The organism is Pseudomonas sp. NPDC079367, from assembly GCF_044542195.1.
In the GTDB taxonomy this organism is placed as follows: Bacteria; Pseudomonadota; Gammaproteobacteria; order Pseudomonadales; family Pseudomonadaceae; genus Aquipseudomonas.
The window spans coordinates 13,387-25,420 of sequence record NZ_JBITTW010000034.1 but is presented as its reverse complement, the minus strand read 5'-3'; the positions used below and the strand labels follow the sequence as shown (position 1 = coordinate 25,420).

Sequence of the window (12,034 nt, the reverse complement as noted above, 5' to 3'; positions counted from 1 at the left end):
TCCCTGTAGGAGCTGACGAGTGCAGTTGGGGTAGCCGGGAGTATTCGAATACAGCTAAAGAGTGCCATTTCCCCCTCCCTACGCTAACCTGCGGCCATGTTTTACGAGGTCGACTATGCACATTCATATTCTGGGTATCTGCGGGACTTTCATGGGCTCGATGGCGGTGTTGGCCAAAGAGCTGGGCCATCACGTCACCGGCTCCGACGCCAACGTCTATCCGCCGATGAGCACGCAGCTCCAGGCCCAGGGCATTCAGCTGACGCAGGGCTATGACCCGGCGCAGCTCGATCCGGCACCGGATCTGGTGGTGATCGGCAACGCCATGTCCCGTGGCAATCCGGCGGTGGAATATGTACTGAACAAAGGCCTGCCGTACGTCTCCGGCCCCCAGTGGCTGGCGGATCACGTGCTGCAAGGTCGTTGGGTATTGGCAGTGGCCGGTACACACGGCAAGACCACCACCAGCAGCATGCTCGCCTGGGTGCTGGAACACGCGGGCATGAGCCCGGGTTTCCTCATCGGCGGCGTGCCGCAGAACTTTTCGGTGTCCGCACGTCTGGGCGGTACGCCGTTTTTTGTGATCGAGGCTGACGAATACGACAGCGCCTTCTTCGACAAACGCTCGAAGTTCGTTCACTACCGTCCGCGCACCGCGATTCTCAACAATCTTGAGTTCGATCACGCCGACATCTTCCCCGATCTGCCAGCCATCGAGCGTCAATTCCACCATTTGGTGCGGACCATCCCGAGCGAAGGTCTGGTTATTCATCCGACCACAGAGCCGGCGTTGCAGCGCGTGATCGAAATGGGCTGCTGGACCCCGGTGCAAACCACCGGTGCCGGCGGCCAGTGGCAGGTCAAGTTGCTGAGCGAGGACGGCTCGGCGTTCGAAGTGATGTTCGAAGGTGTGTCGCAAGGCACCGTCGAGTGGGAATTGACCGGTCAGCACAACGTCGCCAACGCCCTGGCTGCTCTGGCTGCGGCGCGGCATGTCGGTGTTGTGCCATCGATGGGCATCGCCGGGTTGAGCGCCTTCAAGAACGTCAAACGGCGTATGGAGAAAGTCGCCGACGTGCGTGGCATCACCATCTACGACGACTTCGCCCATCACCCGACCGCCATCGCTACCACGCTCGATGGCCTGCGCAAACGCATCGGCGACGCGCCACTGATTGCAATCATCGAGCCGCGCTCCAATTCGATGAAGCTCGGCGCGCACCGTGACGGTTTGCCGGACAGTGTGGTCGATGCCGATCAGGTGATCTGGTACGCCCCGGCCAACCTCGGTTGGGACCTCGGCGCCACCGCAGCGTTATGCACCGTGCCGTCCATCGTCAGCGATTCTCTGGAAGGCATCATCGAACGCGTGAAGAGCCAGGCGCAGCCCGGCACGCACGTGGTGATCATGAGCAACGGCGGCTTCGGCGGTCTGCACGGCAAGCTCGCCGAGGCGCTGCAATGAACACTTATTCGCAGGCCGGCGGCCCGGAACGCATCACCCTGGCGATGACCGGCGCTTCGGGCGCGCAGTACGGCTTGCGCCTGCTCGATTGCCTGGTGCGCGAAGATCGTGAAGTACACTTCCTGATTTCCAAGGCTGCGCAACTGGTGATGGCCACCGAGACCGACGTGTCGCTGCCGAACAAACCGCAGATGATGCAGGCGTTTCTGACCGAGTACACCGGCGCCGCCGCCGGGCAGATTCGCGTGTACGGCAAGGAAGACTGGATGTCGCCGGTGGCCTCCGGCTCCGGTGCGCCGGCGGCGATGGTGGTGGTGCCGTGTTCGACCGGCACGCTGTCGGCGATTGCCACTGGCGCCTGCAACAACCTGATCGAACGCGCTGCGGATGTCACGCTGAAAGAGCGTCGCCAGTTGATTCTGGTGCCGCGCGAGGCGCCGTACTCGAGCATTCATCTGGAGCACATGCTCAAGCTGTCGAACCTTGGCGTAACGATTCTGCCGGCGTCGCCAGGCTTCTATCACCAGCCGCAGACCATCGATGATTTGATCGACTTCGTGGTCGCGCGGATCCTCAATCTGCTCGGCATTGCGCAAGACATGTTGCCGCGCTGGGGCGAGCATCATCTGAGCAGCGATGAATAAGCTGCTGGTGATTGTGCTGGCGCTGCAATTGGGTGGTTGTGCCACCGCGCGCACTCTCGACGCTGCCAAACCGGGCGCACCGGTGGTGTACGCCGGGACGCGGCTGGATTTGTATGCGTTGAATGGCGGCTGCTGTGCGGTGGACCGGTTCGGCGCCGAGGCGCCGAGCTACCCGGGAGTGGATCTGCCGGCCAGTGCGTTGCTCGATACGTTGTTGTTGCCGTTGTCGCTGCTTACCGTGATTGGCGTGGGATTCCAGGCGACGGGTGGATTGTAAAGGTCAAAAGATCGCAGCCTTCGGCAGCTCCTACAGGGGAATGGGCTCTTCTGTAGGAGCTGCCGAAGGCTGCGATCCTTTGATCTTGTTTCACTCCATCGCCCGCAGATTATTTACCGAGCTTGCGCAGCTCATCCGATTCAATCACCCGCACGCCATCCTGTTCTTCCAGCGCCAGGCGCCACATCGCCCTTGCCAACTGGCACGCTTCGATGCCGTGGTATTTCCCCGGAATCAGCTTTGACAATGGCCCGGCCAGTTGCTCGACCAAACGCGGCTCGGTACGTTCGCCGAGCAACAGCGAAGGTCGGCAAATGGTCAGCTGCGGCCAGTTCTGCGCGCGCAAGGCCTGTTCCATCTCGCCTTTGACGCGGTTATAGAACACCGACGAATTCGGATCGGCGCCGATTGCGCTGATCACGATCAGGTGCCGCGCGCCCATCTCCCGCGCGCGCTTGGCAAACGCCACGACCATGTCCAGATCGACGGCGCGAAAGGCTTCTTCGGAGCCTGCCTGTTTGATCGTTGTGCCGAGGCAACAGTAGGCGATATCGACCCGGCCGCTGAGTTGCGGCAAAAACGCTTGTGGATCGCCCACCGGGTTTTCCAGATGCGGATGCTCGGCCAGCGGCCGGCGCGAAGGGGCGAGGACACGGGTAATCGTTGGCTCGTTGAGCAAACGGTCGAGCAAATGTTCACCGGTCAATCCGGTGGCTCCGGCAAGCAATACGTGCTGAGGCGTCAAGTACATAGTGTCTCTCCCTTGATACTGTCCAGCTTAGTTGCCTTTTATCGCCGCGTCGTTCAATGCGCTGCTTTGCAACGCTTTGCGCGCTTGCTGTTTACGCAGCAGTTGCCAGTGCGACAGTACGGTTTTCGGCGCCCAGATCTGCGGCTCCGAGGCTTCGAAGCCGTCGGCCAGTTCACGTTCGGCGACGGTGGCCTTGGCCAGTTTGAAAGCCTGCTCCAGATCATCCGTCTGGTTCAGTGCCTGGGCAAACAGCGCGTCGCCGAAGTAGGTGAAGTTGGCTTCTTCGGAGCAGCCGAACGACACCCGATCGGCGCGCGAGGCGGTCATGATCAGCGTGCGTTCGTCTTTCAGCGCCGGGATGAAACCGCCGGAATAGCACGAAGAAATCACGATGACCTTGTCCCGGTGCTTCAGCGGCGCGAGCACGGCGGCGAGTTCATCGGCTGGCAGATCGGCCAATTCCATGCGCGGCTGATCGAGCACCAGTTCATGCTCGGCGGTGCCGTGGCTGGTCAGATAAATGAACAGCAGATCTTCCGGCCCGCTGCGTTCGGCGAGGGCTTGCGCGGCGCGGCGCAGGTTTTCGCGGGTGGCCATCGGCCGGTCGCCGAGATGATCACGGTGATTGACCAGACGAATCTGGCCGAAGGCGCCGAAGCGCGTATTGAGCATGTTGGCAACGTAGTCGGATTCGCGCAGAAACACACTTTGCTTGCCGTCGCCACCGAGGGTGAGCGTGTACAGCTCGACTGCTGGCGTCGAAGCGGGAATCGCCGTCAGCGCTTCGTCGAGCAAGCGCCCCTGGGCGAGCAAACCGAGTTCGAGGGTGTCGGGCAGCAATTTGCCGTCGGCGTCGCGCACGCGCTGGCCGTTGATCCAGGTGCCAGTGAGCACGCTGCCATCGGTCAGCACCAAAGTGCCGCGGCCGGAGTAACTGTCGTTGTCGAAGCCGCCGATATAAAAGCTGCCGTCGGCCAGGTTCAGGCGGCCCTGACCGGTGAAGCGCCAGTCATTGAACACACCGATGTAATGGCTGCCATCGGCGCCGATCAATTCACCCTTGCCGGTCAGCGCGCCTTCCTTGAACTGGCCGAGCCAGACGTCACCGTCGGCGTTCTCGTAGCGGCCCTTGCCGTGCAGTTGATTGTTCTTGAAGCCGCCGACGTAGATATCGCCGTCGGCGCTGTTGTAAGTGCCGTTGCCTTCCAGTTGGCCGTTGACGAAGTGGCCCGTGAACGAATTGCCGCTGGCGTCGCCGCGCTGGCCTTCCCCGTTGGGTTTGCCATGGGCGAACTGGCCTTGATAGGAGCTGCCGTCGTCCATTTCCAGACGGCCAAGGCCGGAATACTGGTCAGCCTTGAATTCGCCGCGATAGGTCATGCCGTTTTCTTTCAGCGTACCTTCGCCATCGCGCCGGCCCTGTTTGAAGCCGCCGGTATAACTGCTGGCATTGGTGGTCAGGCTGCCCTGACCCTCAAACAGACCTTGCTGAAACCGGCCGCGATAGACCTCGCCGTTACTGCCATGCCATTCGCCTTGCCCGTGCCATTGCCCCTTGTCGAACTCTCCGGCGTACCAACTGCCATTGGGGTAGTCGACGCGGCCCTGACCTTGCAGCAAGCCGTCGACCAGTTCACCGCGATAGCGACCACCATCGGGCAGGCGCGCATCTGGCGGCAACAGCGATTCGCCGTCGCCGCAAGCGGTGAGCATCAGGGTCAGGGCAAGGGGTGCAAGTCGAGCGATTGAGCGCATAGCGGGATCCGGGCAATTAGGCGACCGAGTATGCCGCAGCTATGCGTCGCATATATACAGACGTGACGCGAAACAGCGTGCGCTGCTTCGCATCCGGGATGATCAGACGAAGCAGAGCGACAGTGGCTCGGCGATGTAGGCCGGTTTGTCCGAGCCCTCTATTTCAAGTGTTGCGGTCGCCTTGAGCAGCCACTGGCCGGGTTTTTTCTCGGTCACTTCGACCATATCGACCTTCAATCGGACTTTAGAATTGACCTTGACCGGTTGGATGAAACGCACGCTGTCCAGGCCATAGTTGACGACCATCTTTACGCCTTCGGGCAGCACGATGATGTCTTCCATCAATTTTGGCATCAGCGACAGCGACAGGAAACCATGAGCAATCGTGCTGCCAAAAGGCGTTTGCGCGGCTTTGACCGGGTCGACATGAATGAACTGAAAATCACCGGTGGCTTCGGCGAACAGGTTGATGCGCTCCTGATCGATGGTGAGCCATTGGGAACGTCCAAGTTCCTTGCCGACATAATCTTTGAGCTCTGCAACGGGAACATAGGGCATTGAGACTCTCCTTGGGTTCATCGGTTTTATAGTTTTTCAGGGGGCGGATTTGACCGGCCTGCGAACCACTGTAGATCATCATGGCGATTTGCTCAGGTCAACCGACCATGCTTTTGGCGAATGCCGGTCCATAGCGCCGGCATGCTTATAATGCCGAGCCCTGCTGGCTGAAAATGTAAGACGGAGATGTCGGATGTTGTTACGTGGCCTGACCCTGCTGGTGCTGTTCCAATTGCTCGGCACAGCGCTCAATCACTTGCTGTTACCGATATTGCCGGGGCCGATCATCGGGCTGCTGCTGTTGCTGGTGTACCTGATCATTCGCGGTGAGGTCGGCGAGCCGCTGAATCAGGCGGCGGGCAGTCTGCTGCGTTATCTGCCGTTGCTGCTGGTGCCGCCGGCGGTGGGGGTGATGGTGTATGCCACGGCGATTGCCGCCGATTTCTGGGCGATCGTCGGCGCGCTGGTGGTCTCGCTGATCCTGTCGATGGCCTTTGCCGGTGTGCTGATGCAACGGTTGGTCAAACGTCACGCGCCGCCGGCGGAGGAGTCCTGATGCTGTTCGACTGGCAAGGCGCGTGGGCCTCGGTGATTCACCATCCGCTGTTCGGCATCGGTATCACCCTCGGCGCCTATCAACTGGTGCTGGCGGCATTCGAGAAAACCCGCTGGATCTTTCTGCAACCGGTACTGGTCTCCATGTTGTTGGTGATTGGTGTGCTGGTCGGCTGCGGCCTGACTTACGCGGAGTACCGCAAGAGCACCGAAATCCTCAGCATTCTGCTCGGCCCGGCAACCGTCGCGCTGGCGGTGCCGCTGTATCTCAACCTGCGTCGCATCCGCCAATTGTTCTGGCCGATTTTTACTACGCTGGTGATAGGCGGGGTGGTGGCAACAGGCATGGGTGTGGCGCTGGGCTGGTGGTTCGGTGCCGATCACATGATCCTGATGACCATGGCGCCGAAATCGGTGACTTCGCCGATCGCCATGCTGGTCGCCGAGCAGATCGGTGGCGTGGCGGCGCTGGCCGCGGTGTTCGTGCTGATCACCGGGGTGATTGGCGCGATCTTCGGCCCGGCGCTGCTGACCCGCCTCGGCGTGCACAGCCCCGAAGCGCGCGGCATGGCGCTGGGCATGACCGCGCATGCGGTCGGCACGGCGGTGGCGATGCAGGAAAACGATGAGTGCGGCGCGTTCGCCGCGCTGGCGATGAGTCTGATGGGCGTGGCCACGGCGGTGTTCCTGCCGTTGGCGGTGTCAATGGTGGTGTAAGGAAAATGTCTATGAGTCTGCCGCTTTTCCCGCTGAACACGGTGCTGTTCCCCGGCTGCAACCTTGATCTGCAGATCTTCGAGGCACGCTACCTCGACATGATCGGCCGCTGCATGAAACAGGGCGTCGGCTTTGGTGTGGTGTGCATTCTCGAGGGCAGCGAAGTCGGCGTAGCGCCCCAGGGGTTCGCCCTGGTTGGCTGTGAAGCGCGGATTACCGATTTCCAGCAACAGGACAACGGTCTGCTCGGTATTCGTGTGCAGGGCGGGCGACGCTTCAATGTGCTGCGCACCGAAGTGCAGCGCGATCAATTGATTCTGGCCGATGTCGAGTGGCTCGACGACGAGCCCGAGCAACCGCTACAGGACGAGGACGCCGATCTGGTTGCACTGCTCAAGGCACTGGCCGAACACCCGATGGTCGAAGCCTTGGCCATGGGGACTGAAGCCGCCGGCCAGCAGTCACTGGCCAATCAGCTGGCCTATCTGTTGCCGTTCGCGGAAGAAGACAAAATCGACCTGCTGCAACTCGATGATCCTCAACAGCGGTTGGACGCGATCCAGGCCTTGCTTGATGAGCTACAAGGCGAGTTGTTCGCCTAGTTGTACTTTGAATCAACTGATCGCATTTGCCATTATTGTCGCTACGATGACTTTGTCTTACTTTCAAGTGGCCCGCAGGACGCGGGTAACTTGAATAAGAACAAGGAAGAAGTCATGACTGTATATGAAGATGAATGGGCGTTCTGGGACGATATTGCCGGCAAGTATATTTTGAAACATGCCGAGACCGACCATAACGTCAACAATGTGATTGAAGCTGCATCGACGTATGCCGATCGCATGATAATTGCCCGACGTAAACGAAAGTCCGAAAAAATACCGGCAGGGGATATGCCACGGATGTCTGCGTCCGCCTCGACCATAGTTGCAGCCGTCGCTGTTTGAAGACTTTTCCCCTTACGATATTGCCTGCCGTGGGTATAGCCGACGGCGGGATGCTTACAGGTGCAAACCATGTCCATAACCAGAGTAAACAGCAAAACATTCAACGCGCATCTTTATCTCAGCGGTCGGCCGGTGGTGCTTAATCAACAGCGTCTGCAAAAGGCCCTTGGCCAACTGCGCATGACCAAAGGCGAGCAACTGGAAGCCGAAGTGGGGCTGGCGGATACGCGTGTCGCCAGTTTCATTACGCTGGCCGATCATGAAGACGACGAGCCGTTATTACTGAAGTTCGTCCCGCAGGGTGACAACTATGAAATCTCACTGGTGCATACGGGGGCGTTCGCCGATGCGCGCCTTTACATAGAGGCCCTGACGCACAACCTTTTAGCCAGTACCAGTGCCCCCGCGCAGCACTTTTCCATCAGTACGTACGGCGTACCCAAAGCTTCGCTGGGCGACTTCGAGGCGGGGCCGGCCCATCTTGAGTTGAGCAGCGAAGCGGTGAACGGTAAATCCAGGAGCAAGCCGTTGTACCGCCACGTCAGCGGCGGTATGGATACCTTTGTGGATGAAGATCCCAACCTCACCGGGCATAACGCGTTCAACAACAAACCGGCGACGTTCGTGATCAAAGTGGTTCGATAGTTACAGACTTAAAGCCAATAAAACGCGCCATGCATTTCTGAATGATCGATGGCGTACACCACGGTCTTGGTCTGCTCGGCGTCTTATGGCCTAGCCCGAGGCGTCGTCAAAAATGGCACCGCTGCAGCCCTCTGTGCTGCAGCGGTGCGCCGTCATCGTCGACTGCTACCGATCAGACAGTTGGCATTGGAGTGATCAATAGATCTTCAGGCTCGATACGTACCTTCGGGTCCCCCTTCAAGCTCCAGTACTGCTTCGTCGCGTGGTAAACCAGCGTGCCGGTTTTTCCCTTCGCGCTGAGGTGCGGCAGGTGCACGATGGCGGCCAGTTCGTTGCGCTGGCGGTGCGCGTCGATCTCGGTCACGAGCGCTTCGACGCTGGTGTAAGCGCTGGCATCGATGACATACAACTGAAGCACTTCGAACAGCAGCGACACTTCGTAAATATGCCCCGCGGACGTCACCACGCTGACCGACTCGACCGGTGCGTCGTCGTCGACAGTCGGCAGTTCGATCACGGCGCTACCGATGCGCAGGCGGTTGGCCTCGAGTTGAATGTCATCACGCTTGATCGTCTCCGTCATGGTGCTGGTGAAGATGTTCCAGACCGATGCGTTGGCGGTTTTCGCTGCCGCGCCCGGTGTTGACAAGCGCACGATGGAGTTGCTGGTCAGGTACACGTCGTACGTCGAACTTTGCCCGTGGAGCACATGGATGCCGGTGTGCGGCCCGGCGGGAATCACTACTTTGCTCGGTTGCGCGGGCAAGGCCAGTTTTTCTCCGGCCACCGGCCGGGTGAACAGGTAATTGCCGGTACGCCGCTTCAGGCAACTGCGGGTACTCTGGCTGCGGGAGCCTGGGTTAAGCGCATCGTCCTGGTAGTTCAGCTCCGGCACTTGCAGGCGATATGAAACCTCATCCTGCAGAATCAGGACGATGTCGTGGGCAAGCAACGGCGTAGTGACTTTCAGGCTGTTTCTGCCGCTGTAGCCGGTGGCTGCGGCGATAGGCTGAATCACCCCTTTGAAGGTCACGACTTTCTGCGGCAGGTGCAGCGCCAGGCCGATGTCTTTGTAAGTCAGGTGGGTATTGCCGGAGACACCCTTGCGGATTTCGACTTCATAACTAACCACGACATCTTTTATTTCAGTGCTCTTGAAGTCGAGGTGAACCGTACGTGAAGTGCGCGTCGCATGACGTTTGGCGACGAATTCGATATCGCCAGGCAGGTGCGACACATAATGCCGTTTGCGCCCCTGATCATTGATGTCCACCGTACCGCTACTGATGATCTCTGCCACAGGGCTCGGTTTGCCGATGAGCGTTACCGCAATGTCGACCTGCTCGACCGATGCCGCCCCCGGTTTGCTCGGCAGCAGCGCGAGCAGCTCGTATTCGTCCTGAGTCTTGAACACCAGTTGGTTATTTTTCAACTGGCGCTCGCCGTCGATCCGTTGGTAGACATTTTCGATGGTGAGGACATGCTCGGGATCGTTGCCGTCGATGCCGCGCAGAGAGCGGACCACCAGGGCGGTGTCGTTGATTTCCCAGTGCTGAATGACGTCCCGCGGCCAGCCGAACTCGATCAGGCTGGCGTGCTCGCCGTCTTCGATGATTGTGGTGCGCACGCAGGTGTCGGCGATGTAGTAGCGGTCCCTGCCGCTGCCGCCATCGACCCGGCAATCGACGCCGCCGATGGCGATGGTGTCGTCGCCAGCGCCGGCATTGACCCGGTCGTAACCATTGGCGGCGATCCGGTTGGCTTCGCCGCTGCCGGTCACGCGGCTGGTGCCTTTGCGCAGTGTCGAGACGTTTTCGATCGATGTCAGCTGGGCGACGTGTACGGCGGCGACATCGGCATCCAGCCCGCGCAGGCTGACCTTGCCGGTCTGCAGGTTGATGTCGTGGCCGATGTGGGTGGTGTCATCGAGTGGGCGGCTGCCTTCGAACGCCAGCGTGTCAGAGCCGGTGCCGCCATCGAACACGCTCAGATGAGGCGGTTTGTTCGCCCGGTTGAGTTCGTCATGGGTCACTTCGTGGTAAAACGCGTCGCTCTTGGCGCCGCCCGTGAGGGCCTTGTGACCGGAGCGGAAAGAAAACATGTTCGGTTGATCGTTCACCCCGACCACCCGATCATTGCCATCGCCGAGGCGCCAGAACACCCCTTTGTCATCGCCCGCCGTGCCGGAAACCTTGCCTTCAAGCTCCGCTGGCAAGCCTTTGCCAGCGTCGATCTCGTCATCACCGTCAACGACCGCCGCCTGGCTATCAAGCTTGAACGGCTGTTCGCCGGCCTGCTCGTTCCACTGGTAGCGCCAGAGTTGGACCGATTTGAGCTCAACCCGAAATGCACCGTTTATCACATGTTCCAGAGAGTGTTTATACGCACCTTCGAGCATTTGTCTGGCGGACAATTGCAGTAGGTCCTGATGGTCGCGGTAACCCTTGGAGACCTTGAAGCGGTCCATGACCTCCTTGTCCAGTTCCTTGCCGGTGAAGGCGAACCAGCCCGAGCGCAAGCGTTCGTGGGCCGTCAGTTCGATGTAATCGTCGATGTCATCGACCACGCGCGCGGCTTGATAAATCATCGAGCCGGCGATCAACAGTGCGGCGGCAGCCAGGCCGAGAGGGCCGGCGACGCTGCCGAAACCGGCCAGGGCCGCCACGCCCAGTGCGAGGCTGATACCCGCGCCGGCGACACTGAGGCCGGCGCTGACGTAGTGGTCTTGCGCCACCTTGCCGGAGGTTACCGCTGCGGCATTGAACGACTTCACCGCATCATTGATGTCGAAGGGCAGCGTGAGGATGCTGGCGAACATGCCGGCGCTGCGGCTCAGGAATTTGCCGACAGAAGTCCGCGGGAAATAACGGAAGATCATTCCGCCGTTTCTGATCATTGCCTGACCACCTTTGCTGAAGCCCTGTTCGAGAATCAGCGAACCCAGCTCGGCAGCTATCGAGCCGCCCTGAATCCAGGCTTCCCCGGTTTCACCGTGCTTGATTGCATCCACCATGGCCATGTAACCGCTATAGATGCCGAACGCCTGCATGCCGACGCCGGCGCCGCTCATCAAATAGCTTTTGCCTCGATTGACCCAGCCAGGTGAGTTTTCAAACGCGTCGACGCGCTGAATATCGAGTTTTTGCGCGGACTGACCCAAGCGATTGAGGCGCTCGAAGGAACTGCCTGGATCGATACTGGTAGCGCGAACGAACAGGTCCCCGGCATCAGGCGAACGCTTGCAGCAGAGTTCGAAAAACAGCATGGCAGGGGCGCCGCTGTCGGCGATGTCCGCTGAGCGCAAGCGTGCATGGACCTTGTCCGCATCGAAATTCAAACCGTCGAAGAAGGCTTGGTCGGCGCTCTGCATGCCGGCGTTCGCCGGACTAATGGGGTGGCCGTGGACGGTCGCGCCGAGGGCCTGCAATTCGACCCGACTGCTCATGACTTCGCCAATGCGTAACGGGCCGAAATGTTTGTCGAGAGTCGCCAGCGTGCGTCGATAGGGCGCGTCCGGGTCCGCCACGGTGGCGGAAGGCGGCGGTATCAACCGAGCAGGCTGGCGCCCGTACGGGTTGGCTGATGCGCTGATTTGCTCCATTGCAAGAGCGCGAGCTTGGAGGGCGGCGAGGCTGGGTGTGATGAGTGTTGACACGGTATCAGTCCTTTAATGATGTGTTTGCCCGGCTTCCATGCCGGGGGCTTCAGTGCAGGCCGTTG

The 12,034-nt window shown here is 60.2% G+C and carries 12 protein-coding genes; 8 read left to right on the top strand and 4 right to left on the bottom strand.

Annotated features, from left to right (window positions below; translation table 11 throughout):
- The first annotated feature begins 115 nt into the window (after nucleotides 1–115).
- From mpl to ACIGDJ_RS21605, 3 genes are read left to right on the top strand one after another with little or no spacing between them, the layout of a single operon-like run.
- Nucleotides 116–1,465 (top strand): UDP-N-acetylmuramate:L-alanyl-gamma-D-glutamyl-meso-diaminopimelate ligase, encoded by a 1,350-nt coding sequence (mpl, locus tag ACIGDJ_RS21615; RefSeq protein ID WP_397479101.1) that lies wholly within the window; start codon nucleotides 116–118, stop codon nucleotides 1,463–1,465.
- Nucleotides 1,462–2,109: a flavin prenyltransferase UbiX gene (ubiX, locus tag ACIGDJ_RS21610; protein WP_101160650.1), complete on the top strand. Its 648-nt coding sequence runs from the start codon at nucleotides 1,462–1,464 to the stop codon at nucleotides 2,107–2,109. Before mpl ends, ubiX begins: the two co-directional genes overlap by 4 nt.
- Nucleotides 2,102–2,386: a YceK/YidQ family lipoprotein gene (locus ACIGDJ_RS21605; protein WP_101160647.1), complete on the top strand. Its 285-nt coding sequence runs from the start codon at nucleotides 2,102–2,104 to the stop codon at nucleotides 2,384–2,386. The genes ubiX and ACIGDJ_RS21605 overlap by 8 nt, the downstream gene beginning before the upstream one ends.
- Nucleotides 2,387–2,495: 109 nt before the next feature.
- On the opposite strand, the gene ACIGDJ_RS21600 is transcribed toward ACIGDJ_RS21605, so the two are convergent.
- The 3 genes from ACIGDJ_RS21600 to ACIGDJ_RS21590 all read right to left on the bottom strand — a co-directional run bounded on the left by ACIGDJ_RS21600 (nucleotide 2,496) and on the right by ACIGDJ_RS21590 (nucleotide 5,450).
- Entirely contained in the window at nucleotides 2,496–3,137 is a 642-nt protein-coding gene (locus ACIGDJ_RS21600) for an oxidoreductase (protein WP_016773010.1), read from the bottom strand.
- Nucleotides 3,138–3,164: 27 nt separating this feature from the next.
- The gene (locus ACIGDJ_RS21595; protein ID WP_101160644.1) at nucleotides 3,165–4,892 is read right to left on the bottom strand and encodes a C13 family peptidase; all 1,728 of its coding nucleotides are present in this window, start codon (nucleotides 4,890–4,892) and stop codon (nucleotides 3,165–3,167) included.
- Nucleotides 4,893–4,994: 102 nt separating this feature from the next.
- Nucleotides 4,995–5,450, bottom strand: a complete 456-nt coding sequence (locus ACIGDJ_RS21590) for a MaoC family dehydratase (protein ID WP_101160641.1) — start codon at nucleotides 5,448–5,450, stop codon at nucleotides 4,995–4,997.
- Between the two features lie 193 nt (nucleotides 5,451–5,643).
- Between ACIGDJ_RS21590 and ACIGDJ_RS21585 the strand changes: the two genes are divergently transcribed.
- The 5 genes from ACIGDJ_RS21585 to ACIGDJ_RS21565 all read left to right on the top strand — a co-directional run bounded on the left by ACIGDJ_RS21585 (nucleotide 5,644) and on the right by ACIGDJ_RS21565 (nucleotide 8,314).
- On the top strand, nucleotides 5,644–6,006 hold the full coding sequence (locus ACIGDJ_RS21585; RefSeq protein ID WP_101160638.1) for a CidA/LrgA family protein: 363 nt from the start codon (nucleotides 5,644–5,646) through the stop codon (nucleotides 6,004–6,006).
- Nucleotides 6,006–6,722, top strand: coding sequence for an LrgB family protein (locus tag ACIGDJ_RS21580; protein ID WP_016773013.1), 717 nt, complete (start codon nucleotides 6,006–6,008; stop codon nucleotides 6,720–6,722). Before ACIGDJ_RS21585 ends, ACIGDJ_RS21580 begins: the two co-directional genes overlap by 1 nt.
- A gap of 11 nt (nucleotides 6,723–6,733) precedes the next feature.
- Nucleotides 6,734–7,324 (top strand): LON peptidase substrate-binding domain-containing protein, encoded by a 591-nt coding sequence (locus ACIGDJ_RS21575; protein WP_101160635.1) that lies wholly within the window; start codon nucleotides 6,734–6,736, stop codon nucleotides 7,322–7,324.
- A 90-nt stretch (nucleotides 7,325–7,414) separates the two neighbouring features.
- On the top strand, nucleotides 7,415–7,669 hold the full coding sequence (locus ACIGDJ_RS21570; protein ID WP_313003939.1) for a hypothetical protein: 255 nt from the start codon (nucleotides 7,415–7,417) through the stop codon (nucleotides 7,667–7,669).
- Between the two features lie 69 nt (nucleotides 7,670–7,738).
- The gene (locus tag ACIGDJ_RS21565; RefSeq protein WP_101160630.1) at nucleotides 7,739–8,314 is read left to right on the top strand and encodes a hypothetical protein; all 576 of its coding nucleotides are present in this window, start codon (nucleotides 7,739–7,741) and stop codon (nucleotides 8,312–8,314) included.
- Nucleotides 8,315–8,486: 172 nt separating this feature from the next.
- Here the strand turns inward: ACIGDJ_RS21565 and ACIGDJ_RS21560 are convergent, their stop codons facing one another.
- Nucleotides 8,487–11,969, bottom strand: a complete 3,483-nt coding sequence (locus tag ACIGDJ_RS21560) for a calcium-binding protein (RefSeq protein WP_397479100.1) — start codon at nucleotides 11,967–11,969, stop codon at nucleotides 8,487–8,489.
- Nucleotides 11,970–12,034: the final 65 nt, after the last annotated feature.

Coding starts and splice junctions, on each gene's coding strand:
- mpl (WP_397479101.1), top strand. CDS start 116: ATGCACATTCATATTCTGGGTATCTGCGGGACTTTCATGGGCTCGATG.
- ubiX (WP_101160650.1), top strand. CDS start 1,462: ATGAACACTTATTCGCAGGCCGGCGGCCCGGAACGCATCACCCTGGCG.
- ACIGDJ_RS21605 (WP_101160647.1), top strand. CDS start 2,102: ATGAATAAGCTGCTGGTGATTGTGCTGGCGCTGCAATTGGGTGGTTGT.
- ACIGDJ_RS21600 (WP_016773010.1), bottom strand. CDS start 3,137: ATGTACTTGACGCCTCAGCACGTATTGCTTGCCGGAGCCACCGGATTG.
- ACIGDJ_RS21595 (WP_101160644.1), bottom strand. CDS start 4,892: ATGCGCTCAATCGCTCGACTTGCACCCCTTGCCCTGACCCTGATGCTC.
- ACIGDJ_RS21590 (WP_101160641.1), bottom strand. CDS start 5,450: ATGCCCTATGTTCCCGTTGCAGAGCTCAAAGATTATGTCGGCAAGGAA.
- ACIGDJ_RS21585 (WP_101160638.1), top strand. CDS start 5,644: ATGTTGTTACGTGGCCTGACCCTGCTGGTGCTGTTCCAATTGCTCGGC.
- ACIGDJ_RS21580 (WP_016773013.1), top strand. CDS start 6,006: ATGCTGTTCGACTGGCAAGGCGCGTGGGCCTCGGTGATTCACCATCCG.
- ACIGDJ_RS21575 (WP_101160635.1), top strand. CDS start 6,734: ATGAGTCTGCCGCTTTTCCCGCTGAACACGGTGCTGTTCCCCGGCTGC.
- ACIGDJ_RS21565 (WP_101160630.1), top strand. CDS start 7,739: ATGTCCATAACCAGAGTAAACAGCAAAACATTCAACGCGCATCTTTAT.